Genomic DNA, 25,921 nt, shown 5'->3' on the forward strand with positions numbered 1-25,921 from the left:
CGTATCCGGCAGGCACGAACGCATTCAACCTGCCTCAGCACGAGTGATCAAGCGTGGGGCCAAAGACGCGGGCAGAGTGAAGGCACTCCACTTTCACCACCTGGCCACTCATGACCGCCTTCGAACGTATCCAGCGCGCCATCGATTTCATCGAAACGCATTTACAGGAACCGATGAGCATCGGCGCCATCGCGGCGCCGACGAATTACTCGGCTTTCCATTTCCAACGCGTGTTTCGCGCCATCTCCGGATTTTCGGTTCAAGCCTACATTCGACAGCGTCGGCTCACCGAAGCGGCGCAAATGCTGACAAACCCGCAGGTCACCGTCCTGGACGCAGCCGTAGCCTATGGTTATGGCTCGCATGAAGCCTTTACCCGCGCATTCGAAACCTGCTTTGCAATGACTCCCTCCGAATATCGCAAACAGCGCGACAAACCCGGTGGGCAACGACGACTGGACCTGTGCGCGGGCGCGCCCTTTCGGGATGGCGTAGGCGGCAAGACACCAAACATCCGTTTTCTGGAAATCCACAGCGTCGTCGGCAAGGTCTATCGTACCTCCCTGGCAAACAGCAATTTCTATGCCGATATCGGCGGTTTCTATCAGGACTTCGGCGAAAGCAGTGGCTATCTGCACATTCCCGAGCGGGCGAAACCGGGCTGGTGCCACGGCATTTCCTGCCATTTTCAGGACGATGGCCAGTTCGATTTCGTGATCGGCGAAAAAGTGATCCAGCCAGCCGCCGCCTTGCCCGAAGGCTTTGCCGCGATCCACCTGCCAGCAGGCTGGTATGCGGAATTCGATGCGTCCGGCCCGATCGATACGGTGCCTCGGATACGGGACTACATCTACGGCACCTGGCTGCCCAATAGCCGTTATGAACGCACCGACGGCCCTGATTTCGAAATCAACGACGTCTGCTCTTCATGCTTTCCCGACGATCTGCGCATCAAGGTCTACATTCCTCTCCGTGAAGAAACCGTACACCAGGCATCCAGCCCACTGCAGCACCCCTGAACCACACATGCTGCCCACGCCCTTGGCCAATCACATCCACACGCATCCTTTGCGTGGCGGGAAACAGGTGGGCAGCGCGGGGGCGCGCCCAAAAGCGCAAAACGGATCAACACCCCGCGGCTACAGTGGCGCCGAGGAGAACGAATGAAGCCCGCTACCCGTATTCGCTATGCCGCCCGGATCAGCCGGGTACTCGACTATCTGTACGAGCACCTGGACGAAGAACCCGATCTGTATCGGCTCGCCGATATCGCCTGCCTGTCGCCGTACCATTTCCATCGCATCTATCGCACGTTGATGGGCGAGCCGGTCACGCAGACGATACGGCGCACGCGGCTGCACATGGCCTCGGGCGAACTGGTACGCGGCAGCGCGCCGCTGCCAGAAGTGGCACAACGCGCCGGCTACGGGTCGCTGGCGGCATTCAGTCGCGCATTCCAGCAACGCTTCGGTACATCACCCGGCCGGTTTCGCAGCAACCGTCTCCTCGCCCCCAACCTTCAGGAGCCAAGCATGTATCCCATTACCATCCGCGAATGTCCCGCCTTCCATCTCGTCGCCCTCGCCCACCAGGGCAGCTACCTGGAAATCGGCGAAGCCTTCGACAAGCTGATGCTCAAAAGCCAGAGCGAAGGCTGGCTCGATGAAGCAACCCGCTGGCTCGGGTTCTATTACGACGATCCATCGACCACGCCGGAAAAGGAGCTGCGCTCGCACGCCGCGATCAGCGTTGCCTCGGCCATTACCCCGGCATCGCCATTCGAGGCGCTGGCCCTGCCGCCATTGCGTTGCGCGGTGTTGCGCCATGCCGGGCCCTACTCCACCCTGTGCGATGCCTACCGCTGGCTATTCGAGCAATGGCTGCCGCAAAGCGGCGAGCAACCGGGCGGCTACAGCCCGTTCGAGTATTACCTGAACGACCCCTGCTCAACCCAGCAAAACCAGTTGCTGACGGATATCTATCTGCCACTGGCCCCCGCCACGCGATAAAGCCATCACGCGAAAACGGCAAAAGGCGCGTTTGCACGCGCCTTTTGCCGTTTCAGGAATCGATCTTCAGGCGATCAACGCTACCGAAAGGGTTCCGCTACTTCGAGGGCGAGATTCCTCGAATCGTCGTGGTCCAGTCTGGCAGGGGTTTTGAAGGCCCGAAACAAGTTCATCAACGCATCGTTGACCGTACTCGCTAAGCCTTCCAGGAAGTCGAATCGCATTGCGATCTCCTACAAGGTTTCACTAACTACGTCGCAGATTTTGCTGACAGGTGTCGACCGCTTTTCGTGGCGCAAAGCCGGGCGACTCGTTGCCGGAGTGTCGTCTCCAGCCGCGCGGTGGTCCTTGGGAACACCGGCCTGTTAACACAACCGAACGTCCGCCGAGACCGGATTGCCACGGCGGCCCAGCCAATCTAGCACCGGGCCACACGCAACGTCAAACGACGACAAACGCATTGTCGCCGTAAAAACAGCCACTTAGAATGGGATTGAAACGCGATTGCCTATTTGGAGAACGCGCAGAACACATCGCGCAGCATGGCGATCACCTCGAGGGTGCGGGTATCGCCCACGCGGTAATAGACGCGGTTGGCATCCTTGCGGGTGCGCAGCACGCCCTTCTCGCGCATCAGTGCCAGGTGCTGTGAAATGTTGGATTGGGTGGTGCCGACCTGTTCCACGATGTCCTGAACGCTGACCTCGTGTTCCCCCAATACGCATAGGATCTTCAATCGCAGCGGATGAGACATCGCTTTCATGGCGCGGGACGCCTGCTGGATGTGCTCATCGCTCATCAGTTCGTCGGGGGGAAGCATCATCCTCTGCACTTTTATTCACCTTGTCTTGCGCAAGGCGCCGTTCTTTGAATTGGGACAAGGCAACCCTTGGTCCTTGCGGTAGAATACTACCCATCTTTGGAACCCCACCGCAACGGTGCGCTTCACAAGCATTCCAGCGGTTTCCACGAAGGCATCCCCACCCCATGACCCAAGCTGCGACCCCCTCCCAGATCAAACCCGTATTGCTGCTGATTCTCGATGGCTTCGGCTATCGTGAAGAAACCCAGGACAACGCCATCGCCGCGGCCCGGAAGCCCAATATCGATCGCATCCTGGCCGAGAACCCGTGGACCACGATCAACGCCAGCGAGCATTTTGTCGGCCTGCCGGATGGTCAGTTCGGCAACTCGGAAGTCGGGCACCTGAACATCGGCGCCGGCCGCGTACTGCTACAGGATATCAGCCGCATCGATGTCGACGTGGCCGAAGGCCGGATCGGCGAGAACCCGGAGCTGAAGGCCAGTATCGAACTGGCCAGGTCCAGCGGCAAGACATTGCATGTCCTGGGCCTGATCTCGGATGGCGGCGTGCACAGCCACGATTCCCATATCGCGGCACTGGTGAAGGATGCCGCACGCGCCGGCGTGCAACACATCCATGTCCATGCCTTCCTCGACGGCCGCGACACCCCGCCGCGCAGCGCCAAGCAATACCTGGAAAAACTGGATGCAGTCTGTAAGGCCGCGGGCACCGCGCGCATCGTCGGCATTGTCGGCCGTTACTGGGCGATGGATCGCGACAAGCGCTGGGAACGGGTGGAGCCTGCCTACCACCTGGTTGTCGACGGCCAGGGCCTGCATCACGCCGACAATGTGGTAGCCGGCCTTGAAGCCGCCTATGCCCGCGACGAGAACGACGAGTTCGTCGGCGCCACCAGCATTGGCGCCCCCGCCCGTATGGAAGACGGCGATGTCGCAGTGTTCATGAACTTCCGCGCCGACCGCGCCCGCCAGATTGCCACCGCGCTGAACGACCCGGCCTTCGATGGCTTCGCTCGCCAACGCGTGGTCAAGCTGGCGCGCTTCGTCACGGCCACCCGCTACGCCGCCGACTATCCCTACCCCGTCGCCTACGACAAGGCCAAGGTCAGCAACAGCTTCGGCGAATACATCGCCAACCTGGGCATCAAGCAACTGCGCATCGCCGAAACCGAAAAGTACCCGCACGTGACCTATTTCTTCTCCGGCGGCGAAGAGAAGGAATTCCCCGGCGAGGATCGCATCCTGGTGCCGTCGCCCAAGGTGGCCACCTACGACCTTCAGCCGGAAATGAGCGCACGCGAAGTCACCGACAAGATCGTGGCCGCCATCGAATCCGGCCAGTACGGCGCCATCATCTGCAACTACGCCAACGGCGATATGGTCGGCCACACCGGCGTCTTCGATGCCGCGGTCAAGGCTATCGAGGCGCTGGACGAATGCGTCGCCCGCTGCGTGGCGGCCATGACCAAGGCTGGCGGTGAGGTATTGATCACCGCTGACCACGGCAATGCCGAGCTGATGTACGACCACGGCGTGAGCCAGCCGCACACGCAGCACACCACCGACGTGGTGCCTTTTATCTATGTCGGCCGGCCCGCGACCCTCACCCCGCGCGGCGAAGGCTCGCTGAAGGACATCGCACCGACGATGCTGGCGATGATGGGCCTGCCCCAGCCGGAGGAAATGTCCGGCCATTCGCTCGTCACTTTTGGCTGACATTTGCGCACCGCGCTCGTCCTCTGCCTGATGTGGATATCCGGGGCGGCCCTGGCCGCCCCGGATGTTTCGCGTGCCGACAACAAGGCCAAGCAGAACGAGTTGCGCGATCTGCGCGGTAAATTGGGCGAGCTGAAGAAGGAAATCGCCGCCAGCGAATCGGATCGGCGTGAAGCCGCCGACGCGCTGAAGGAATCCGAAGTCGCCATCTCGGATGCCAACCGCGTGCTGGCCTCGCTGGCCAGCGAGCGTCAGCTCACCGAATCCGAACTGGAACGCCTGAAGGCGGACATCTCCGCCGCCCGCGCCAATATCTCGGCCAGCCAGAATCGTCTGGGCGAATTGCTGCGCCTGCGCTACAAGACCCGCGAGCTGGAAGCATGGCGTCTCATCCTGGATGCCCAGGACCCCACCACCGCCAGCCGCGACCTCACCTATTACCGTTACCTCAGCGCGGCACAACAGCAACTGGCCGCCTCGCTGGAAAAGCAGCTCGCCGAACTCAACCGGCTGGCCGAGGAAATCCGGGTTCGTAACGACCAGCTCAAACAGATCGCCCAGGCCAAGGCGCGCCAGAAGGCCGCGCTGGAAAGCGAGCAGGCCGAAAAACAGGCGCTTGTGAACAAGCTCACACGCGAGATCACCGAGCAACGCACCCAGTTGCAAAAGCTGGCCGCCGACGAGAAGCGCCTGAGCACGCTGGTTGCCCGACTCGACGCCATCATCAAGCAACAGGAGGCGCGCCGCGCCAAGGAAGCCGCCCGCCGCCGCGCCGAAGCGGCCCGGCGCGACAAGGCAGCCCGCACCGCTCAGGCACCGGCCACCCGGCGCGATGGCTCCGCCGGCGAAACCAGGTCGGCCACCGAGCCGGTGCGCCAGGTCAACCGCGACGAGCCCGACAGCAGCCAATCCGGACAACAATTCTCGGCCCTGAAAGGCCGCCTGCATCTGCCGCTGCGCGGCGAGGTGATCGGCCGCTTCGGCAGCCCGCGCGCCGAAGGCACGCTCTGGAAAGGCGTGTTCATCCGCGCCGCTTCGGGCCAGCCGGTGAAAGCGGTCGCAACCGGCGAAGTGGTCTTTGCCGACTGGCTGCGTGGCTTTGGCAACCTCATCATCATCGATCACGGCGGGGGCTACCTCAGCCTGTATGCCGCGAACGAAAGCCTGCTGAAGCAGGTGGGCGATTCGGTGCGTACGGGCGACGCCATCGCCACCAGCGGCAACAGCGGTGGCATGGCGGAATCGGGCGTATACTTCGAAATCAGAAAAAACGGCCAGCCCCTTGACCCATTGGGTTGGACCGGCTGATGAGACAGAACACGGAGCTTCAACTTCCAATGAGCAGCCAGTCCCCCGCTTATTCCCACAAGAAACAAGGGAAATTCCAGAAGATCGCCTTGCTCGCCGCCGGTGCCGGCCTGGGCGTTGCGATCAGCCTGTCGTTCAACGTTCTGGCAGACAAGGATTCACCGGGCACGCCGCTCCCCATCGAGGAACTGCGCGCCTTTTCCGCCGTCTTCGGCCTGATCAAGCAGAACTACGTCGAACCTGTGGACGACAAGAAGCTGATCTCCGAAGCCATCAAGGGCATGGTCTCCGGGCTGGACCCGCACTCGTCCTATCTGGACGAGGACGCCTTCAAGGATCTCCAGGAAAACACCCAGGGCGAGTTCGGTGGCCTGGGCCTGGAAGTGAACATGGAAGACGGCCTGGTGCGCGTGGTATCCCCGATCGAGGACACGCCCGCGTTCCGCGCCGGCGTGAAGGCGGGCGACTACATCGTCAAGATCGACGAAACCCAGGTGCAGGGGCTTTCGCTCTCCGAAGCCGTGAACAAGATGCGCGGCAAGCCCGGCTCGCCGGTGCGCCTCACGCTGCTGCGCAAGGGCGAGGGCAAGCCCATCGTGCTGACGCTCAAGCGCGCCATCATCAAGGTGCAGAGCGTGAAGTCGAAGTTGGCCGAGCCCGGCTACGGCTACATCCGCGTCACCCAGTTCCAGGAACGCACCACCGAGAACCTCGCCAGCGCGCTGCAAGCGCTCTACAAGGAAAACAAGACGCCGCTCAAGGGCCTGGTGCTCGATCTGCGTAACGATCCGGGCGGCCTGCTCAATGGTGCCGTGGGCGTCTCCGCCGCCTTCCTGCCGAAGGATGCGCTGGTGGTCTACACGGACGGCCGCACCTCGGACGCCAAGATCCGCCTCACTGCCACGCGCGACAACTACCAGCGCAACAGCCGCGACGACTTCTTCAAGAACGTGCCGGCCGAAGTGAAGACCGTACCGCTGGTGGTGCTGGTCAACAGCGGCTCGGCATCGGCCTCGGAAATCGTCGCCGGCGCCTTGCAGGACCACAAGCGCGCGTTGATCGTCGGAACGCAGACTTTCGGCAAGGGCTCGGTGCAGACCATTCTGCCGATCGATGCCAAATCCGCGCTCAAGCTGACCACGGCGCGTTACTACACGCCGAACGGCCGCTCGATCCAGGCCAAGGGCATCACGCCGGATATCGTCGTGGAAGAAGCCACCGTCAACGGCAAGGAAAGCAACAGCGCCTTCCTGCTGCGCGAGGCGGATCTGCAACATCATCTCGACAACCCCAACGGTAACGACAAGGACGCCAAGCCCACGCCGACGCCCAAGCCGGTGGTCCGCGCTGAGCCGCCCGCGGTCACCGCGTCCGGCGCCGACAACGCGGAGTACAACCCGCGCGAACTGGCATCCAAAAACGACTACCAGTTGCAGCAGGCACTGTCGGTGCTGAAGGTGCAGCAGTTGTTGATGCAGCAGAAGGATCCCAAGCCCACCCCGGTGCCCAAGGCGCCGGCCAAGGCCAAGTAAGAAAAAACCCCGCAGCGATGCGGGGTTTTTCTTTGGTGGCGACGGTCGAAGCAAGCCCATCGCCCAGCGCCAGGGCGAATCGGTCTAAGCTGGAGGCAGGAGGTCCGCCATGCCCACCGTGACACTTCGCATCCACGAAACCCGCATCCGCCTCGACCACGGCGTGGACGCAACCGCCGCCGCGCAGTTGCTCGGCGCACTGCCCGAAGTGGTCGTCCATGTCCGGCGTGATCGCCATGGCCTGATCGTGCGCTACCCGCTGGCGCTCCACTCCCATACCCAGCTCGAGTTCCTGCTGATCGAAAGCGGCTATGCCCTGGCCAATGGGCCGTTGGCGCGGCTCGCCCGCGCGATCCGCCGCTACGCCGAGCAGGTGGCGCGCGACAACTGCGTCATCCCTGAGCACCAGCTCAAGGCGCGGGATGTCTATGCCCGGGTATGGGAGCACCACCCGCATGGCGACCATGACGAAACCCCCGAGGAACTGCGGCGCTACCTGTAGCCAGCGGCGAATGCGCTGGCGCAAGTGGCGTGTTTCTCCCGCCAGCTATAATCCGCGCTACCGTCCGCTTCCCGTCTCGCCATGACCACCTGCACCAACCCCCACGCAGTGCCCGATCTCGACGACGCGCAACTACTGCGCTACAGCCGCCATATCCTGCTCGACGAAATCGGCGTCGAAGGTCAGGCGCGCATCGCCGCCGCACGCGTGCTGATGATCGGTGCCGGCGGGCTGGGCTGCCCCGCCGCGCTCTATCTGGCCGCGGCCGGGGTCGGTACGCTGACGCTGGTGGACGACGACCGTGTGGACCTCACCAACCTGCAACGCCAGATCGCCCACGCCACCGCCGCCGTCGGCGACTACAAGGTGGCGTCCGCGGCGCGCACGCTGGCAACGCTCAACCCGGAAGTCGAGATAGTGCAGATCGCCGAGCGTATCGAAGGCGAACGGTTACAGACGCTGGTTGCCGCCGCCGACGTGGTACTCGACTGCTCGGACAACTTCGCCACCCGTCACGCCATCAATCGCGCCTGCGTGGCCGCCGCCAGACCGCTGGTTTCCGGCGCGGCGGTGCGCTTCGATGGCCAGCTCACCACCTTCGATCTGCGCGATACCAGCCAGCCCTGCTATCACTGCCTGTTCGGCGAGGAAGGCGACGCCACCGATGGCCCTTGCGCCACTTTCGGGGTGTTCGCACCACTGACCGGGATGATCGGCACGGCACAGGCGGCGGAAGCGCTCAAGCTGATCATCGGCCTGGGCGATACGCTGGCCGGACGCCTGCAATTGCTGGACGCGCGCACCATGCGCTGGCGGGAAATGCGCTACCGCAAAGACCCATCCTGCCCGGTTTGCGGCGCGGCGCATCGGGCAAACCTAGGGCGAATCGACATTTAAACATGGGATGCGTTGGTCCGTGGGCCGGGTGGCTGCGCGAAGCGCGGCGCCGCAGAGAGCCCTCCTCTCTGCAAGCCGTGCGACAAAGCAGACACCGACCCACGGACCAACCCGAAGGGAAGGGAGAAGGCCGGGCGCATGGCTGCGTTGTGCCTCGCTCGTGGGGATCACCCCACTTCGCTCGGCACGCCTTGCCCTGCATCCGGCCTTCCTCCTTCGCACCCATGTTTGAATGTCGATTCGCCCTAGGGTAATCCCTAATAGGCCGCAGGCCGGTACAGCGTGCAAAGTCGCCCCATGAACTCTGCTAACCGTTCCTCCCTCGTTCGCCACCAGGCGTTTTGGTACCGCTCCTATTTCTAGGAGGCGGCCCAGGAACGTTAGACTCAACCCGTGCCGCCGATCCAGGCGGCACTGTCATTTTGGGCGTACAGCCCTTGTCTCCCCGGATCGGTGGTCAAAGAAAAAAGGACACCGATCATGCAAGCATCCGCCGCCACCATTCTTTGCGCCGAGCGCGTCTCTGGCCCGCTATCGCTGGGCCACCTCGTCGGCAGCCTGCGCCAGCGTCTGTACTTCCAGCCGCGCCACAACCAGTTCCTGCTGCTCGACAGCGCCAATGAAGCCAGTTCGCTCGCCGCAGCGGCCGATCACCTTGCCGCCGGCATCGACCCCACCCGCGTTGCCTTGATCGTGCCGACCCGCGTGCCGGAGCTGGCACAACTGCGCAGCGCACTGTCCCGCCTGCCGCGTACCGACGACGCCCCCGCACTCGGTACCGCCGCCGTGCTGGCCGCACTCAGCCCGACGCTGGTTTCGCCGCACGCCGCACGCGCCGGACAGGTTGCCGCCGCCAATGCCGTCGTCCGGCAGATCAATGTACGGGCCGGTGGCGAGGTGCTGCGCGAGGCACAACCGATGTTGTCGCGCCACAGCCCATTCGCCGCACCCAACGTGCCGCTGGATGTCCCGTTCTGCGCCGACGCCGAAACGCTGGCCGCCGCCATCGATGCCTTGCCCGCCGGCACGACGCTGGGCCTGCCGGCGCGCGAAACCGAAGGCCATCCCCTGTTCCAGCTACTGGATGTCTTCGAACCCGATCTGCCGTTCCAGGATGACCTCAAGGCCAAGTTCCGCCGTGGTGGCCTGTCCGAGCGCGTGGTCAAGGCCCACCTGATCGACTGCGCCGAGCGCTTCCTCGCGCCGGTACGCGAACGTCGTGCCACATTGGCCGCCGACCGCGCGCTGCTGGATCGGGTGCTGGACGAAGGCACTGCCCGTGCCCGCGATGCCGCCCGGCGCGCGCTGCAACAGGTCAACGAGGTACTGGCCGCCTGAGGTCAGGCGGTATCGGCCGCCAGGCCCGGCAAGGCGGCATGGGTATTGGCCACTGTCGCCGCCGCCACCTGCGCCAGTGTCATGCCGCGCAACTCCGCCAATACGCCGGCAATACGGGGTAATTCGGCCGGCTCGTTGCGTCCGGGCGGTGGCCCGACCAGCCAGGCCGGCGCGATATCGGGCGAATCGGTTTCCAGCACGATGGCCTCCAGCGGCAGCTCCGCCGCCAGCTTGCGGATGCGCTGCGAGCCGCTGTAGGTCATGGCGCCACCGAAACCCAGCTTGAATCCCAGCTTGAGAAACTCGTCCGCCTGCTGGCGGCTGCCATTGAACGCATGGGCAATGCCACCGCGCACGCGCCATTTGCGCAGGTACTTCAGCACCTGATCCTGACTACGGCGGATATGCACGATCACCGGCAGATCGTGATCGCGCGCCAGTTTCAACTGGCCTTCGAATAGCGCCATCTGGCGCGCCGCATCCAGCCCGGGCACAAAGAAATCCAGCCCGATCTCGCCCACCGCCAGAGGCCGATGTTGCGTGAGCGCGGCATCCAGCTGCGTCAGGTGCTCGTCGCGATGCGCGTCGATGTAGATCGGATGCAATCCCAGCGCCACCGCGCAGCCGTAGCGTTCGCGCATTGCCAGTGTCTTGTCGAAGCTGGCGACGGTAATCGCGGGTACGACCTGTTGCACAACGCCCACCTGTCGTGCACGCTGCAACACTTGGTCGCGATCGGCGTCGAATTCGCCGGCATCGAGATGACAATGGCTATCGATCAGCATTTTGGGAACTCTTTTCTCTGACTGCTCTCAGTGGTATGCCGTGCATCGACGCGGCTATACAAATATGAGTCGCCGGTTTTCGGCGGCCTCACATAAACGGGATAAAGCATGACGGAACTATGGGTATGGGGTCTATTCGCCGCAGTGGTGATTGCCCTGTTGGTCTTCGACCTCGGCGTTCTCAACAAGAACGACCATGAAATCGGCGTCAAGGAGAGCCTGAAACTCTCCGCCTTCTACATCACCGCCGGCCTCGCCTTCGGCGGTTTCGTCTGGTGGCACAAGGGCGCCGCGGCGGGGATGGATTACTACACCGGCTTCCTGGTGGAAAAATCGCTGTCGATGGACAACGTGTTCATCATCTCGCTGATCTTCACCAGCCTGGCAATTCCGCGCCAGTACCAGCACCGCGTGCTGTTCTGGGGCATCCTGGGCGCCATCGTGATGCGCGCGGTGATGATCGGCCTGGGTGCGGCGCTGATCCACGAATTCGCCTGGATCCTGCTGATTTTCGGTGCCTTCCTGATCTTCACCGGTGTGAAGATGCTGGTTGCCAAGGACGAAGACCCCGATGTCGAGAAGAACCGCGTATTCCGCTATCTGAAAAGCCACCTGAAAATGGTGCCGCAACTGCATGGACACGATTTCTTCGTCGAGGGCAGCCGGGTGGGCAAGGCCGCCGGCCGCTACGCCACCCCGCTGTTCCTGGCGCTGCTGATGGTGGAGGTCGCCGACCTGATCTTCGCGGTGGACAGCATCCCGGCGATCTTTGCGATCACGCAGGATCCGTTCATCGTCTACACCTCGAACATCTTCGCCATTCTCGGCCTGCGCGCGCTGTACTTTGCGCTGGCAGCGATGGTGCATCGCTTCCACTACCTGAAGTACGCACTGGCCATCGTACTGGTGTTCATCGGGGTAAAGATCGGCCTGGTCTACCTGGGGATCAAGATCCCGTCGCCACTCTCGCTGGCCGTCACCTTCGGTCTGCTGTTGGCGGGCGTGCTGTACTCACTGCACAAGACGCGCAACGAACCGCTGCCGGACTGACCAGCCGGCGATGCCTCGGAAAAACGCCCCTCACGGGGCGTTTTTTTCGGGTACCGCATCCGTCAGCGGCTGGCGGCGCTTGATCCACCAGGAATGAACGCCCGCGCTCAGGATCAGGATCGCCGCCACGCTGCCTACCAGCGCTTCGTGCACGTGCCAGCGCGCCGCCGCCAGCATCACCAATGCCAGCGCGCCGATAGCCCAGAACGCGCCGTGCTCCAGGTACTTGAACGTGGCCAGCGTGCCGCGATAGACCAGCAGCAACGTGAACGAACGCACGAACATCGCGCCAATGCCAAGACCAATGGCAATCAGGAAGATATTGCGCGTCAGCGCGAAGGCCCCCAGCACGCCGTCGAACGAAAACGACGCATCGAGGATTTCCAGATAGATGAAGCCGCTCCAGCCGGTGCGAGCGGCCGCACTGTCGTCGCCCATCAGGCTGCCCAGGCTGGACACCACCACGTGCACCATCACGCCCCACAGCCCGGCGATCAGGAAACGATAGCCTTCGGATTCCGGCAGCGTATGCGCCATCGCCAGCAGCGCCAGGATCGACAGCAGGATACCCGCCATTTGCAGCCGACCCAGCCGCGCCAGCAGCCGCTCCACCGGCTTGAACCAATGCGTGTGCTTTTCGTGGTCGATGAAAAAATCGAGGAACACCATCAGCAGGAATGCACCGCCGAAAGCCATCACCTCGATATGCGCCGATTGCAGCAACTGCGCGTAGTGCTCCGGCTGCAAGATCGCCATCGACAGCACATCGCGCGCCGGCCAGGCCTGCTGGGTCAGCCAGTCGTACAGCGCCACCGGCCCCGGTAGCGGCGCCATGCCGGCGATGGTGCCCACGATCAACAGTGGGAACAGCATCCGCATGCCGAACACCGCCACCAGCATGCCCCACAGCAGAAAACGTCGCCGCCAGCGCTCGTCCCAATCCTTGAGGATCGATGCATTGACCACGGCGTTGTCGAACGAGAGGCTGGTTTCCAGCAGCGCCAGGTTGAATGCCACCAGCAAGCCCGCCCAGCCCCCGATCAGCCAGGCCACGGCCAGCCCCACCACGGCGACCAGCGCCGACGCCCGGAAGTAACGCCACATCATCGCAACCCTCCTGCGCACGCCGCGAAGCACCACGCCATCATGCCCTGCCCCTGACCGGATCGGCGCCTTGCGGCACCCTCCGCCTTACCGGAAAAGCCCTCCGGCAGGATAAGACGAAAATCGCGTCCGCACCGGCTTTCATATTCCCGTGTCACCTGCCGGCACCAGCTCGCGGCCGATTTCGCGGTGGCCATGACAACGGCGTCGCCACGCTTGCCGAAGATCAACCGGCACGGCCAGCCTGGCTTGGGCGCATCCGGCAAAGCGCCTATACTCCCCGTGTTTCCGACGGGCGAAATCCGCCCACTTTCACCCGGAGTTTCCATGAGCAACCCGTACCTCGATATCGTCGCCGACCACGACAAGATCCTGCAAAGCAAGGATGCGCCGCTGTTCTCCACCCTGGACGGCCTCGGCCTGCCGGCCCGCGCCACGCTGGCCGCCGATGCGCCCGTGGTCATGATCTTCGCGCCCCACCCGGACGACGAATGCATCATCGGCGCGCTACCGCTGCGCCTGGCGCGCGAAGCGGGTTACCGCGTGGTCAACGTGGCGGTCACCCAGGGCTCCAACCTGAAGCGCCAACCGGAACGCTGGGTGGAACTGAAGAATGCCTGCGACTACCTGGGCTGGGATCTGCGCGAAACCATCCCCGGCGGCCTGATGGGCGTCGGCGTGAAGACCCGCAACGACGATCCGACCGCCTGGGCCGAAAAGGTGAACGCGGTGGCCAGGTTGATCGAAGAATACAAACCCGCCGTCTGCGTGTTCCCGCACGACAACGACTACCATTCCGCGCACATCGGCACCCACTTCCTGGTGATCGATGCGCTCAAGCAGGTCGGCCACCGCTGCGTGGTGGGCCTGAGCGAGTTCTGGCGCCAGATGGATGCGCCCAATGCGTTGATCGCAACCAGCGTCACCGACACCGCCGACCTGATCGCCGCGCTGGCCTGCCACGTGGGCGAAGTGGAGCGCAATCCGTACCACCTGCGCCTGACCGGCTGGATGGCCGATAACGTACGCCGGGGTGCCGAAGTCTGTGGCGGCCAGGGCGTCGCCGCACCCGAGTTCAGCTTCGGCACCATCTACAAGGTGACGGCGTTCGACGGCCGCGCGCTGGTCGAAAACGGCAGCAAGTACACCATTGCCGAACAGGACGACATCAAGGCCATCCTGGCCTGATTGGCGCCGGTGCCCGGCCGGCGGCTCGCGAGCCGGGTCCACCGATCGTCCCGCGTGCCACGCGCACATGAAAACGGCTGCTTCGGCAGCCGTTTTCCGTTGCATCGTCGCCACGGAAAGTTCTTAAGTCGCCCTTAAGCCTTGCCTCGTTAAGCTGGCCTCCATCCAATCCCCATGGAGGTCAACATGGTCCAATCGACGATCCGTTCCGGCCAAGCCTTCACCCGCAAACTGCTGGCCCTGACTCTGGCTGCCACACTAGGCGGTGCCGTGGCGGTGATGGGAGATCGCTTCCTGCCACGTGCCGATGCCTCGGTCGAACCAGCGCCTGCCCCGGTGGCCACCGCCCCCGCGCCTGCCAATGTTGCACCGTTGCCGACGGGCCGCGCCGGCCTGCCGCAATTCGGCGACATCGTGACGCGTTATGGCCCCGCCGTGGTCAACATCAGCGTCACCGGCATGACCAAGACCACCGCCAACAACAGCGGCGTACCCGGCCTGGACGACGACGATCCGTTGTCGCAGTTCTTCCGCCGCTTCGGCGGCCCACGCCTGCAACGCCCGATGCCGGTGCGCGGCCTGGGTTCCGGCTTCATCGTCAGTGCCGACGGCGTGATCCTGACCAATGCTCATGTGGTCGCCGATGCCGACGAAGTGACGGTCAAGCTGACCGACAAGCGCGAATTCAAAGCCAAGGTGCTGGGCCTGGACAAGGTGAGCGACATTGCCGTGTTGCGCATCCAGGCCACCAACCTGCCCACGGTGAAGATCGGCAACCCCGACACCACCCGCGTCGGCGACTGGGTGCTGGCCATTGGTTCGCCCTTCGGCTTCGAAAACTCGGTGACCGCCGGCATCGTCTCCGCCAAGTCGCGCTCGCTGCCGGATGACGGCTACGTACCCTTCATCCAGACCGACGCTGCGGTGAACCCCGGCAACTCCGGCGGCCCGCTGTTCAACATGGATGGCGAAGTCATCGGCATCAACTCGCAGATCTACTCGCGCAGCGGCGGCTTCCAGGGCCTGTCGTTCGCCATTCCCATCGATGTGGCACGCAACGTACAGACGCAGATCGTCAGCAAGGGCAAGGTCACCCGCGGCCAGTTGGGCGTGGCGATCCAGGATGTGAACCAGTCGCTGGCGCAATCGTTCGGCCTGTCCTCGCCGCACGGCGCGCTGGTCTCGGGCGTTGATGAAAAAGGGGCTGGGGCCAAGGCAGGTCTCAAGCCCGGCGACATCATCCTGAAATACAACGACCGCGAGGTCGCCGGCTCGGCCGATCTGCCGCCGATGGTGGCCAACACCGCCCCTGGCAGCGGCGCCACGCTGCGCATCTGGCGCAACGGCAAGGAGCAGGAACTGAAAGTGCGTGTCGGCGAAATGCAGGACACCCAGGTGGCGACCGCCGAACCCACGCCACGCGGCAAGCTGGGCCTGGCGTTACGGCCCTTGTCACCCCAGGAGCGCGACCGCAGTGGCATCGCCAGCGGCCTGGTGGTCCAGGACGTCACCGGTCCGGCAGCCAAGGCCGGCATCGAACCCGGCGACGTGCTGCTGGCAGTGAATGGCGCCGCCATCAAGGACATGTCGCAGTTGAAGCAACTGGTGGAAAAGGCCGGCGACCACGTGGCGCTGCTGGTGCAGCGCGGCGATGCGCAGATCTTCATTCCGCTCGATCTGGGTTGACCGTTTCATCCGGGCGCGTATCCGGTCGGCGGTACGTGCCCGCCTTGCAGTGCCGACACTCCTTCATCCCCCTCGACCTTGGTTCGACGCAAGGTATCGTGGTTGTGGCCCCGCTTGGGGCCACTTTTTTTTGGCCAAGAAAAAGCCCGCGACGCGGCGGGCTTTCGGGGAGGCCTATGCCGGCTCACATCTCGTCGAGCACTTCGATGCCCAGCAAGCCCAGGCCGGTCTTGAGCGTATTGGCGGCTGCGGCGCACAACGCCAGTCGACTGGCGCGCACCTCGCCCTCTGCCTTCAGCACCGGGCAGGCTTCGTAGAAACGGCTGAAGCGGGTGGCTAGTTGGTACAGGTAGGCGCAGAGGAAATGCGGGCAGGTTTCGGCAGACACCTGGGCCAGCAGATCGGGGAACTGCGCCAGTTGCAGCGCCAGCGCATGCTCCGCCGGCTCGGCCGGCAACAGCCGCGCATGACGATCGAACTCGCCGGCGGCGCGGAAGATGCTGGCCATCCGCGTGTAGGCGTATTGCAGGTACGGCGCGGTATTGCCCTCGAAGGAGAGCATGGTGTTCCAGTCGAAGATGTAATCGCTGGTACGGTGCTTGGACAGATCGGCGTACTTCACCGCGCCGATGCCCACCACGTGCGCGATGGCCCGGCGCTTGGCCTCGGGCAGGTCGCCGTTCTTTTCGCTGACCAGCTCGAATGCGCGGCGCTCGGCTTCGTCCAGCAGTTCCACCAGCTTGATGGTACCGCCGGCGCGGGTTTTGAACGGCTTGCCGTCCTCGCCCATCATGGTGCCGAACGCCACGTGCTCGGTGGCGATGCTGCCGTCGATGAAGCCAGCCTTGCGACCCAGCACGAACACCTGCTGGAAGTGCAAGCCCTGGCGCGCATCGACCACGTAGAGCAACCGGTTGGCGTGCAGCTTGCCAAAGCGGTAGCGCAACGCGGCAAGGTCGGATGTCGAATACAGGTAGCCGCCATCCTGCTTCTGCACGATATAGGCCTGCGCCTCGCCTTCCTTGTTCCTGAATTCGTCCAGGTAGACCACCTGCGCGCCCTGATCCTCGGTCACCAACCCCAGCGCCTTCAGATCGGCCACCACCTGCGCCAGATCGTCGTTGTAAGCCGATTCGCCCATCACGTCGTCGCGCGTCAGTTGCACGTTCAGCCGGGTATACACCGCCTCGCAATGCGCCAGCGATACATCCAGGAAGCGCTGCCACAGGGCGCGAACGCGCACGTCTCCGCCTTGCAGCTTGACCACGTAGTCGCGCGCCCGATCGGCAAAGCCGGCATCCTCGTCGAAGCGCTGCTTGGCGGCGCGGTAGAAGCCTTCCAGGTCGTCCAGCGCCAGTTCGTCGCGGCCGGCCTGCTCGGTCTCGACCAGGAAGGCAGTCAGCATGCCGAACTGCGTGCCCCAGTCGCCAACGTGGTTCTGCCGGATCACGTGATCGCCACGGAAGGTAAGCACGCGCGCCAGCGCATCGCCAATGATGGTGGAACGCAAGTGCCCCACGTGCATTTCCTTGGCGAGATTGGGCGAGGAGTAATCGATGACCACCTTGGCCGACTGCCGCGCGCCACAGCCCAGGCGCACGTCGGCCTGCTGCCGCGCCACGGTATCGGCCAGGAAGCTGTCGGCCAGCGTGATATTGATGAAGCCCGGCCCGGCGATCTCCACCTTGTCCGCGATGCGGTCCAGTTGCAGCGCCGCCACCACCTTGGCCGCCAGCTCGCGCGGATTGGTCTTGAGCGCCTTGGCCGCGCCCATCACGCCGTTGGCCTGGTAGTCGCCGAACTCCGGCTTGGACGAAGGTTGCACCACAGGCGGCGCATCAGGGGCGCCTGCGGCGGCCAGCGCCTCGGCAACGCGCGCGGAAAGGAGTTCGTGGACAGTCATCGGTGAATCTCGGGCTTGCTGGGAAAGAGCGCCATTCTACCGGATCGAGCTGGGAGGCCACGAGGGTAGTCATACGGCTGACCCCCAAATCTTGAAACACAGAGAATACGAAGAACACAGAGAGGCACCGAGAAAACCGAAATCGACTTCTCGGCACGACCCGCGGTGCCCCCTCGCGCCTTGCCTTTCTCCGTGATCCTCTGTGCTCTCGGTGTTCCCGGTGTTTCAAGATTTGGAATTTGTTGTCCTACCCCAGCAAGCCCCCAACCGTCCGCAAGAGTACAATCCCGGCTTTGGTTCCCGCCTCAGCCCTTTCTGGCCGCATGTCCGCTCCATCCCCCGCCCTGCATCTTCTCGAACACGTCTTCGGCTATCGCGCCTTTCGCGGTGAGCAGGCCGCCATCGTCGACCATGTCGCGGCGGGCGGCGATGCGCTGGTGCTGATGCCCACCGGCGGCGGCAAGTCGCTGTGTTATCAGGTGCCGGCTTTGCTGCGCGAGGGCTGTGGCGTGGTGGTATCGCCGCTGATCGCGCTGATGCAGGACCAGGTGGATGCGCTCAAGGAACTGGGCGTCGCCGCCGCCTTCCTCAACTCCACGCTGGACGCCGACGAAGCACGTGAAGTGGAGCGTGCCTTTGTCGCGGGCGAACTCAAGCTGCTGTACGTGGCGCCGGAACGGCTGGTGACGCCGCGTTTCCAGAATCTGCTGCAACGCGCGCATGTCGGGCTGTTCGCCATCGACGAGGCGCATTGCGTCTCGGCCTGGGGCCACGACTTCCGCCCGGAATACCTGGCGCTGTCGGTGCTGGCCGACGAATTCCCCGGCGTGCCGCGCATCGCGCTCACCGCCACGGCCGACCACGCCACCCGCCAGGAAATGATCACCCGGCTGCGGCTGGAACAGGCGCGGCAATTCGTCTCCAGCTTCGACCGCCCCAACCTGCGCTACACCATTGTCGAGAAAAAGAGTGCGCGCGAGCAGTTGCTCACGTTTATCCGCCGCGAGCACGAAGGCGACTCGGGCATCGTCTACTGCCTGTCGCGCAAGAAGGTGGAAGACACCGCCGCGTGGCTGCGCGACAAGGAAATCAAGGCACTACCCTACCATGCGGGCATGGATGCGCAGACCCGCGCCCGCAACCAGCAAACCTTCATCCGCGACGAAGGCGTGGTAATGGTGGCAACCATCGCCTTCGGCATGGGCATCGACAAACCCGACGTGCGCTTCGTCGCCCACCTGGACCTGCCCAAAAGCATCGAAAACTACTACCAGGAAACCGGGCGCGGCGGGCGCGACGGCCTGCCGGCCGACGCCTGGATGGCGTATGGCCTGAACGACGTGATGCTGCTGACCGAGATGATCGAGGGCGGCGCCAGTGGCGAAGAACAGAAGCGCGTGGAGCGCAACAAACTGTCCGCGATGCTGGGCCTGTGCGAAGCCACCGGCTGTCGCCGTGTGGCGATCCTGGGCTATTTCGGTGAAGAAACCCACGCCTGCGGCAACTGCGACAACTGCCTGAACCCACCCAAGCTGATCGACCGCAGCGAGGCCGCGCAAAAGGCATTGTCCTGCGTGTTCCGCACCGGTAACCGTTTCGGCGTCGGCCACCTGGTGGATGTGTTGCAGGGCAAGCTCTCACCTAAGGTGAAGGAATTCTGCCACGACCGCGTTTCCACCTTTGGCATCGGCAAGGACATCGACGAGCCGACCTGGCGAGCGGTATACCGGCAACTGCTGGCGCGCGGCGCGCTACGGCTCAATCCGGAAGGCCACGGCGGGCTGGAAATGACCGACAGCGCCCGCGTCTTCCTGCGCGGCGACGAACCGCTCTACCTGCGTGCGCGCACCGAGAAATTCCATTACCGGGGCGAGCGCGACAGCGGCTTCGACAACCCCGCCGACACCGCCTTGTGGCAGGCGTTGCGCAAGCGCCGCAAGGAACTGGCCGACGACCAGAACGTCCCGGCCTACGTGATTTTCGGCGACGCCACGCTCAAGGAAATGGTGCGCCAGCGCCCGGGCGACCATTACGAACTATCACGCATCTCAGGCGTGGGCGACCGCAAGCTGGAAAAATATGGCGACGACTTCCTGGCGGTGATCTCGCAGCATCTGTAGTGGGTGGGGAACGGGATTGAAACCCTGAATCTTGAACCACAGAGAATACTGAGGGATCACTGAGAAATCCGTCGGGATACACGCGATAGCGCACTCTCGCTATATATTTTTCCTCAGCGAAACGCTGTGCTCGCTGTGTCCTCTGGGGTTCAAGATGTGGGGTTTACTGCGTGCACGTCACGCCCCTAGGGCGTGTCATCCAATGTTTCACGACAGCGTTCGGTGCCGTTCGGGATGCCGTGCCAAGAGCTGGACGCGCGGCGGTATGGATACCGCAAGCGGCCGGCGATGCCGCGCCGCGCCCCAAATGCCCCGAACCCGCAGGGCTGGGCCGAAAAAACACCATCCACTGCGTTGCACTCCTTGGCAATAACCGGTTATTGCCTGCGTCGCGCGCCTGGTGCCTGGTGCTTTTTCGGCCCAGCGCTGTCGCGAAACATTGGATGACAAACCCTAGATAAAGAATCCCCCCAGGAACACCGTCAGCGACAGCACGCCCACCCAGCCGATCACCTTGTTGGCGACGAACAGGCGGCGCCAGAATGAACTCTCGATCCGGCGCCAGGTGCCGCTGCGGCTGATATCGCCCAGCGTGGTGACAAAGCCCATGGCGATGTCGTCGCCATGCACCCAGCTCTCGCGCTTGGGCAGCAGATCGCCGTAATTGCGCGAGATGTAATCGAACAGCACACGCGCCACCAGCGTGTAACACACCAAACAGACTATCGCCGCCGCTATCAGCAGCGGCACTACGTTATCCACGTACCAGTTGGGCATCGTCGTTCTCCGTCGCTCCGTGACAACAGCATAAATCAAACTGGCCCATCCCATTGTTCCGCGATTGTGCATGGCCGATATGCTTGGGAGGCATGAGGGGGGTGCCCCCCTCAACTAAGAAGGATCACGCAACAATCCCAGTGCCGATTCACGCGATAGCCGACGCCGCTCCCACAGCGTCACACCGCCGGCGAGTACCAGGCCGGCCACCAAGCTGGCCAGTGGCAGCCAGGCGTTGAAACCCACCGGCAATTCCAGCACCTGCCGCCCCACCGCCCAGCCGGTGATGCTGGCTGCCAGGCCGGCGACCAGCCCTGCAGTGGCCCCAATCAACGCGCCTTCCCACCACTGGATGGCGGCGATCTGGCGACTGTGTGCGCCCAGCGCGCGCAGCACCGCGGCCTCGCGCCGTCGCTCCGGCGCCGACGTTTCCAGCGCGGCCAGCAACACCACCACGCCGGCCGCCAGGCAGAACACGAATACCAGCCGCAGCACGCTGGCCGACAGGCCCAGCACGCGCCGCACCTCGCCCAGCACCTCGCCGACGTCGATGAAGGTCACGTTGGGGAAGGTGCGTGACCACTGTGCCACGTCGGCGCGGCGCTCCGGCGGGAGGTGGAAGCTGGTGATCAGGCTGGTCGGCGCATCCGCGAACATGGCCGGCGAGCCGACGACGAAGAAGTTCACGCGGAAGGAATCCCACTCGACCGTGCGCAGGTTGACCACCTTGCCGCTCACGCGCGTGCCGGCCACATCGAAGGTCAGCGTATCGCCCAGCCGGATGCCCAGCGTTTCCGCCAGCCCAGCCTCTACCGACCAGCCATCGTCGGTCAACGGCCGGCCCGCGGTCAGTCGGTTGTCCTCGCGCAGCATCTCGCCCCACGACAGGTTGAACTCGCGCTCAGCCAGCCGGCGTGCACGGTCGTCATCGTAGCGCTCCGGCGCCACCGGCTTGCCGTTCAGCTCGGCCCAGCGTCCCCGGATCATCGGTTGCAGCACCGCGCCGTTCACCTGCCCCGCCACCAGCGCGGCCTTGAAGTTGCTAGCCTGGTCGGGCTGGATGTTGAAGGCGAACACATTGGGCGCGTCGACCGGCAGGCGGCGCTCCCAGGCGGACAACAGATCGCGCTCGACCGCGGTCAGCAGCCACAGCCCCAGCAGCCCGACCGCCAGTGCACCCAGTTGTGCCGCCGACAGCCAGATGCGCCGTGCCAGTTGCCGCAAGGCGATGCGCGCGGCGAACCCCTTGGCGAAGCGCGCCACCAGCCACAGCAGCAGCCAGCCCACGAGGCCGGACACGGCCACCGCGCCGACGATGCCGCCCGCGACGTACAGCGCCAGCCTGGCGCTACCGGCCACCCAGAAGAACACGGCGGCCGCCGCGCCCAACGTGACCAGCAGGCTGAGCCACAACCGCGCCGGTGCCGTCAGTTCGCGCCGCAGCACCCGCGCGGGGGGCGTGCGCGCCAGTTGCATCAGCGTCGGCCCGGCCACGCCGGCCAGCAGCACCAGCCCCAGCGCGCATGCGGCCAGCCAGGGCCATGCCGTGGGCAATGGCAGCGCGTCGGGCAGGCTGTCGCGGATCAGCAGCGCCAGCACCTCCTGCGTCGCCCAGCCAATCACTCCGCCTAACAGGGCAGCCAGACCGAAGATCAGCGCCAGCTCAGCCAGCAGCAGGCCACGGATATGCGCCCGGGTGGCGCCCAGCGTGACGAACAGCGCCACCGCGTCGGCCTGTTTGGCGCTATAGCGGCGTGCCGCCAGCAGCACTGCCGTACCGGCCAGCGTGGCGGCCAGCAATGTGACCAGCCGCAAAAAGGTTTCCGCGCGTTCCAGCGCGCGCCGCACCTGCGGTTGCGATTCGCGCACGTCCTCCAGCCGCTGGCCGCGCGCCAGTTGCCGGTCCACCTGCGCACGCCATTGCGCCACCGCCTGCGGCTCACCGGCCACCAGCAGGCGATAGCGGATGCGGCTACCGAAGCCGATCAGCCCCGATTGCGGCAGCTCGGCGGCGTTCATGATCAGGCGCGGTTGCAGGCCGGCGAAGTCGATGGCGATATCCGGCTCGCGCACGATCAGCGCACCCACCTTCATTTCGAGCCTGCCGACGCGCACCGCGTCGCCCACCTTGAGTCGCAGGCGGTTGGCCAGCCGGTCGTCCACCCAGACCACGCCCGGCGCGGGCCCCGCCTCGACGGTGTAGTCGTCACGCCCGGCGTTGAGCGTCAACGTGCCACGCAACGGATATGGCCCGTCGATGGCCTTGAGCGTGGACAGCGCGGCGTCGCCGTTGGCGGACACCATGGAAGGAAAAGTCTGCGTCTGGGCAGCCGTCAGCCCCCTCTGCCGTGCGGCCTGCAGCAAGGCGGGCGGCAACGGCTGGTCGGCGGAAAGCACCGCATCGGCGGCCAGCAGGTTGTTGGCTTCGGAATTGAGCAGCCCGCTCACACGCCCGGCGAACAACCCCACGGCGGTGAGCGCGGCGATGGTCACCGTCAGCGCGGCAATCAGCGTACGGTGCTCGCCCGCGCGCAGGCCGCGCAGGAACTGGCGCCACGCCAGCGCCATCGATGCGGCGTTCATACGTTCACCTGCTCGACCACCCGCCCCGCCGCCAGCCGCAGACGCGCGCCGCAACGCGCCGCCAGCCGCTCGTCGTGCGTAACCAGCACCAGCGTGGCGCCGGTGGATGTGTTCAGTTCGAACAGCAGGTCGGCGACGCGCTCGCCGGTATGCGTATCCAGGCTGCCGGTGGGCTCGTCGGCGAATAACACCTGCGGCCCGGGGGCAAAGGCGCGCGCCAAGGCCACGCGCTGTTGTTCGCCGCCTGACAGCGTGCGCGGCGTGTGGTCGCGCCGCGACGCCAGCCCCACCCGATCCAGCCATTGGCCTGCCACCTGCGCCGCATCGCGTCGGCCGGCCAGCTCCAGCGGCAACATCACGTTCTCCAAGGCGGTGAGTTCCGGCAACAACTGGAACGACTGGAACACAAAGCCGGATACCCGGCCCCGCAGCAGCGCGCGGCCATCTTCATCCAGCGAGCCCAGCTCCTCGCCCGCCAGCCGTACCGTGCCGCGCGTGGGCGCATCCAGCCCGGCCAGCAGCGACAACAAGGTAGACTTACCGGAGCCGCTGGCGCCGACGATGGCCAGACTGGCCCCTGCGGGCAGGCTGAACGAAACGTCGGCGAGGATGTCGAGTTCTTCTGCGGCAGCGACGACGTGCTTGCCCAGGTCCTGGGCTTGAAGCATGAAGGATGAACGATCAGCAACGGAATTCACGATGGATAGCCTTCGCGGGGTGTGGCGGTTTTGGATGAGCCTGCTGGCTCTGCTTGTTCTGGTGACGGCAACGGGCGCGCGCGCGGCGGACCCGGTGCTGCTGGTATTCGGCGACAGCCTCTCCGCCGGTTACGGCATCGAGGCCAAGGCGGCATGGCCCAACCTGCTGGCCGGGGAGCTGGCGCGCCAGGGTCAGCGTTATCGCGTGGTGAACGCCAGCGTCTCCGGCGAAACGACCGCCGGAGGCCGCACCCGGTTCCCCAACGCATTGAAACAGCATAGTCCCAGTATCGTCATCATCGAGCTGGGCGCCAACGATGGTCTGCGCGGGCTACCCGTGAACGCGGCGCGCGACAACCTGGCGGCAATGATCGTGGCGGCGCAGCGATCCGGCGCCAAGGTACATCTGGTCGGCATGCAGATGCCGCCCAACTACGGCCCCGACTACACCGCCAGCTTCGCCGAGGTGTTCCCCGCGCTGGCGAAGCAATACCGCACCGGTCTGACGCCCTTCCTGCTAGCGCCGGTGATCGCGCGACCCACGTTATTCCAGAACGATCAGTTACACCCCACCGCCGAGGCGCAACCCTTGCTGGCGAAAATGATTGCGGCGGACCTCAAGCCATTGCTGGCCAAACAGTAAGCCAGACACTGTGGATCACCAAACAAAAACACGGAGCAACGCTCCGTGTTTTGCCATGGCCGTGGCCCTGCCTATTTGTTCTTCGCGTCGGGCAGCACTTCCACATATTTCACCACCCGTTCCACGCCACCGACAAAGCTGACAGCGCGGGCCGCACGCTCGGTGAGGCTGGCACTGGCCAGCCCCATCAGGTAGACCACCTTGCGCTCGGTCGTGACCAGAAAGTGCACGGAGGTGACGTCACCTGCCTCCGACAGAATCGCGGTCTTGGCGCGCGCGGTCAGTTGAGTGTCGTTCAGGCGATCGGTATTGGACGACGGTGGCGCCACCACTGTCTCGTTATACACCGCGCGCACGCCCGGCCAGGTGGCGGCGACCTGCGCCACGTTCTGGCGCGCGGCATCGTCCGGTAACTCGCCGGTAAGCAGTACGTGCGCATTGAATACGTTGACGTTGACGTGTGCCCGTTCCTTATAGGTGTCGATCACGCGCGCCGAGATATTGGCGCCGATGTCCACGTCGCCCTTCATCGTCTGCGCATTGCGCGGGTCGGACCCGACCAGCGCGCCCACGGCCGCGCCCGCCACGAACACCACCGGCACGCAGGCCGACAATCCGACCACGCCCGCCAGGGCGATGGCGACCAGTTTTCTCTTCATTTATTCGCCTCCCAGCAACAGGTAATCCACGGCATCGCACAAGGCGTGGATGATGGTGATGTGGACTTCCTGAATCCGCGCCGTCCGGTTGGACGGCACACACAAGTGGATATCGTCGCCCGCGAGCAGTTCCCCGATCTGACCCCCATCGCGCCCGGTCAGCGCGATCACGCCCATCTGGCGGTCATGTGCGGCGTGGATGGCGGCGATCACATTGGCCGCGTTGCCCGACGGCGAGATCGCCAGCAGCACATCCCCGGCACGGCCCAGCGCATGCACCTGCTTGGAGAACACCAGGTCGAAGTCATAATCGTTGCCGATGGCGGTGAGCGACGAACAATCGGTGGAAAGTGCCAGCGCCGCGAGGCCAGGCCGCTCGCGCTCGAAGCGCCCGACCATCTCGGACGCAAAATGCTGCGAATCGGCGGCCGAGCCGCCATTGCCGCAAGCCATCAATTTGCCGTCCATGATCAGCGACTGCATCATTTTTTCCGCCGCCGCCGCGATGGCAGGCGACAGCAGATCCATTGCCGCCTCTTTGGCGGCAATGCTGTCGAAAAAGTGCTGGCGCACCCGTTCGGTCAATTCCATTGAAACG

Annotated in this window: 22 protein-coding genes; 13 read left to right on the forward strand and 9 right to left on the reverse strand. The window is 64.6% G+C overall.

The features are described from left to right. The first annotated feature begins 110 nt into the window (after positions 1–110). Together FAZ21_RS00850 and FAZ21_RS00855 are read left to right on the forward strand one after the other, a co-directional pair. Positions 111–1,019, forward strand: a complete 909-nt coding sequence (locus tag FAZ21_RS00850) for an effector binding domain-containing protein (RefSeq protein ID WP_136771381.1) — start codon at positions 111–113, stop codon at positions 1,017–1,019. 144 nt (positions 1,020–1,163) lie between these two features. Next, a complete protein-coding gene (locus FAZ21_RS00855; protein ID WP_136771382.1) occupies positions 1,164–2,009 on the forward strand; it encodes an AraC family transcriptional regulator in 846 nt (281 codons plus the stop codon). A gap of 508 nt (positions 2,010–2,517) precedes the next feature. On the opposite strand, the gene FAZ21_RS00860 is transcribed toward FAZ21_RS00855, so the two are convergent. Next, complete coding sequence (locus tag FAZ21_RS00860; protein WP_085951143.1) at positions 2,518–2,832, reverse strand: ArsR/SmtB family transcription factor; 315 nt, start codon at positions 2,830–2,832, stop codon at positions 2,518–2,520. Between the two features lie 164 nt (positions 2,833–2,996). Here FAZ21_RS00860 and gpmI point away from each other — a divergent pair, with 164 nt between their 5' ends. From gpmI to FAZ21_RS00890, 6 genes are all read left to right on the forward strand, one after another. Beyond that, entirely contained in the window at positions 2,997–4,550 is a 1,554-nt protein-coding gene (gpmI, locus tag FAZ21_RS00865; RefSeq protein WP_136771383.1) for a 2,3-bisphosphoglycerate-independent phosphoglycerate mutase, read from the forward strand. A 3-nt stretch (positions 4,551–4,553) separates the two neighbouring features. After that, on the forward strand, positions 4,554–5,858 hold the full coding sequence (locus tag FAZ21_RS00870; RefSeq protein ID WP_136771384.1) for a murein hydrolase activator EnvC family protein: 1,305 nt from the start codon (positions 4,554–4,556) through the stop codon (positions 5,856–5,858). Between the two features lie 29 nt (positions 5,859–5,887). Then, the gene (locus FAZ21_RS00875; RefSeq protein WP_136771385.1) at positions 5,888–7,390 is read left to right on the forward strand and encodes a S41 family peptidase; all 1,503 of its coding nucleotides are present in this window, start codon (positions 5,888–5,890) and stop codon (positions 7,388–7,390) included. Positions 7,391–7,499: 109 nt separating this feature from the next. Beyond that, entirely contained in the window at positions 7,500–7,892 is a 393-nt protein-coding gene (locus tag FAZ21_RS00880) for a hypothetical protein (RefSeq protein ID WP_136771386.1), read from the forward strand. 81 nt (positions 7,893–7,973) lie between these two features. After that, positions 7,974–8,789: a HesA/MoeB/ThiF family protein gene (locus FAZ21_RS00885; RefSeq protein ID WP_136771387.1), complete on the forward strand. Its 816-nt coding sequence runs from the start codon at positions 7,974–7,976 to the stop codon at positions 8,787–8,789. Positions 8,790–9,269: 480 nt separating this feature from the next. Further along, entirely contained in the window at positions 9,270–10,127 is an 858-nt protein-coding gene (locus FAZ21_RS00890) for a hypothetical protein (RefSeq protein ID WP_136771388.1), read from the forward strand. A 2-nt stretch (positions 10,128–10,129) separates the two neighbouring features. On the opposite strand, the gene FAZ21_RS00895 is transcribed toward FAZ21_RS00890, so the two are convergent. Beyond that, positions 10,130–10,912 carry a TatD family hydrolase gene (locus tag FAZ21_RS00895; RefSeq protein WP_136771389.1) on the reverse strand — a complete coding sequence of 261 codons (783 nt, stop codon included), beginning with the start codon at positions 10,910–10,912 and terminating at the stop codon, positions 10,130–10,132. A gap of 108 nt (positions 10,913–11,020) precedes the next feature. Here FAZ21_RS00895 and FAZ21_RS00900 point away from each other — a divergent pair, with 108 nt between their 5' ends. Continuing rightward, the gene (locus FAZ21_RS00900; protein WP_136771390.1) at positions 11,021–11,962 is read left to right on the forward strand and encodes a TerC family protein; all 942 of its coding nucleotides are present in this window, start codon (positions 11,021–11,023) and stop codon (positions 11,960–11,962) included. 30 nt (positions 11,963–11,992) lie between these two features. On the opposite strand, the gene FAZ21_RS00905 is transcribed toward FAZ21_RS00900, so the two are convergent. Further along, positions 11,993–13,069, reverse strand: a complete 1,077-nt coding sequence (locus FAZ21_RS00905) for a DUF475 domain-containing protein (protein WP_136771391.1) — start codon at positions 13,067–13,069, stop codon at positions 11,993–11,995. A gap of 324 nt (positions 13,070–13,393) precedes the next feature. Between FAZ21_RS00905 and FAZ21_RS00910 the strand changes: the two genes are divergently transcribed. Both FAZ21_RS00910 and FAZ21_RS00915 read left to right on the forward strand, forming a co-directional pair. Continuing rightward, entirely contained in the window at positions 13,394–14,254 is an 861-nt protein-coding gene (locus FAZ21_RS00910) for a PIG-L deacetylase family protein (RefSeq protein ID WP_169307194.1), read from the forward strand. A 186-nt stretch (positions 14,255–14,440) separates the two neighbouring features. Next, complete coding sequence (locus FAZ21_RS00915) at positions 14,441–15,940, forward strand: DegQ family serine endoprotease (RefSeq protein ID WP_136771393.1); 1,500 nt, start codon at positions 14,441–14,443, stop codon at positions 15,938–15,940. Between the two features lie 184 nt (positions 15,941–16,124). Here FAZ21_RS00915 and argS read toward each other — a convergent pair whose 3' ends face one another. Next, positions 16,125–17,843 (reverse strand): arginine--tRNA ligase, encoded by a 1,719-nt coding sequence (gene argS, locus FAZ21_RS00920; protein WP_136771394.1) that lies wholly within the window; start codon positions 17,841–17,843, stop codon positions 16,125–16,127. A 323-nt stretch (positions 17,844–18,166) separates the two neighbouring features. On the opposite strand from argS, the gene recQ reads away from it, so the two are divergent. Then, positions 18,167–19,963 (forward strand): DNA helicase RecQ, encoded by a 1,797-nt coding sequence (recQ, locus tag FAZ21_RS00925; RefSeq protein ID WP_136771395.1) that lies wholly within the window; start codon positions 18,167–18,169, stop codon positions 19,961–19,963. A gap of 453 nt (positions 19,964–20,416) precedes the next feature. On the opposite strand, the gene FAZ21_RS00930 is transcribed toward recQ, so the two are convergent. From FAZ21_RS00930 to FAZ21_RS00940, 3 genes are all read right to left on the reverse strand, one after another. After that, positions 20,417–20,740, reverse strand: coding sequence for a hypothetical protein (locus FAZ21_RS00930; RefSeq protein ID WP_136771396.1), 324 nt, complete (start codon positions 20,738–20,740; stop codon positions 20,417–20,419). A 114-nt stretch (positions 20,741–20,854) separates the two neighbouring features. Further along, a complete protein-coding gene (locus FAZ21_RS00935) occupies positions 20,855–23,323 on the reverse strand; it encodes an ABC transporter permease (RefSeq protein ID WP_136771397.1) in 2,469 nt (822 codons plus the stop codon). Then, positions 23,320–23,991: an ABC transporter ATP-binding protein gene (locus tag FAZ21_RS00940; RefSeq protein WP_136771398.1), complete on the reverse strand. Its 672-nt coding sequence runs from the start codon at positions 23,989–23,991 to the stop codon at positions 23,320–23,322. Before FAZ21_RS00940 ends, FAZ21_RS00935 begins: the two co-directional genes overlap by 4 nt. Positions 23,992–24,055: 64 nt before the next feature. Between FAZ21_RS00940 and FAZ21_RS00945 the strand changes: the two genes are divergently transcribed. Continuing rightward, on the forward strand, positions 24,056–24,664 hold the full coding sequence (locus FAZ21_RS00945) for an arylesterase (RefSeq protein ID WP_136771399.1): 609 nt from the start codon (positions 24,056–24,058) through the stop codon (positions 24,662–24,664). Positions 24,665–24,735: 71 nt separating this feature from the next. Here the strand turns inward: FAZ21_RS00945 and FAZ21_RS00950 are convergent, their stop codons facing one another. Both FAZ21_RS00950 and FAZ21_RS00955 read right to left on the reverse strand, forming a co-directional pair. After that, positions 24,736–25,323: a BON domain-containing protein gene (locus FAZ21_RS00950; protein ID WP_136771400.1), complete on the reverse strand. Its 588-nt coding sequence runs from the start codon at positions 25,321–25,323 to the stop codon at positions 24,736–24,738. Then, entirely contained in the window at positions 25,324–25,914 is a 591-nt protein-coding gene (locus FAZ21_RS00955) for a phosphoheptose isomerase (protein WP_136771401.1), read from the reverse strand. Positions 25,915–25,921 lie beyond the last annotated feature (7 nt).

It is taken from the genome of Chitiniphilus eburneus (genome assembly GCF_005048205.1).
GTDB lineage: Bacteria > Pseudomonadota > Gammaproteobacteria > Burkholderiales > Chitinibacteraceae > Chitiniphilus > Chitiniphilus eburneus.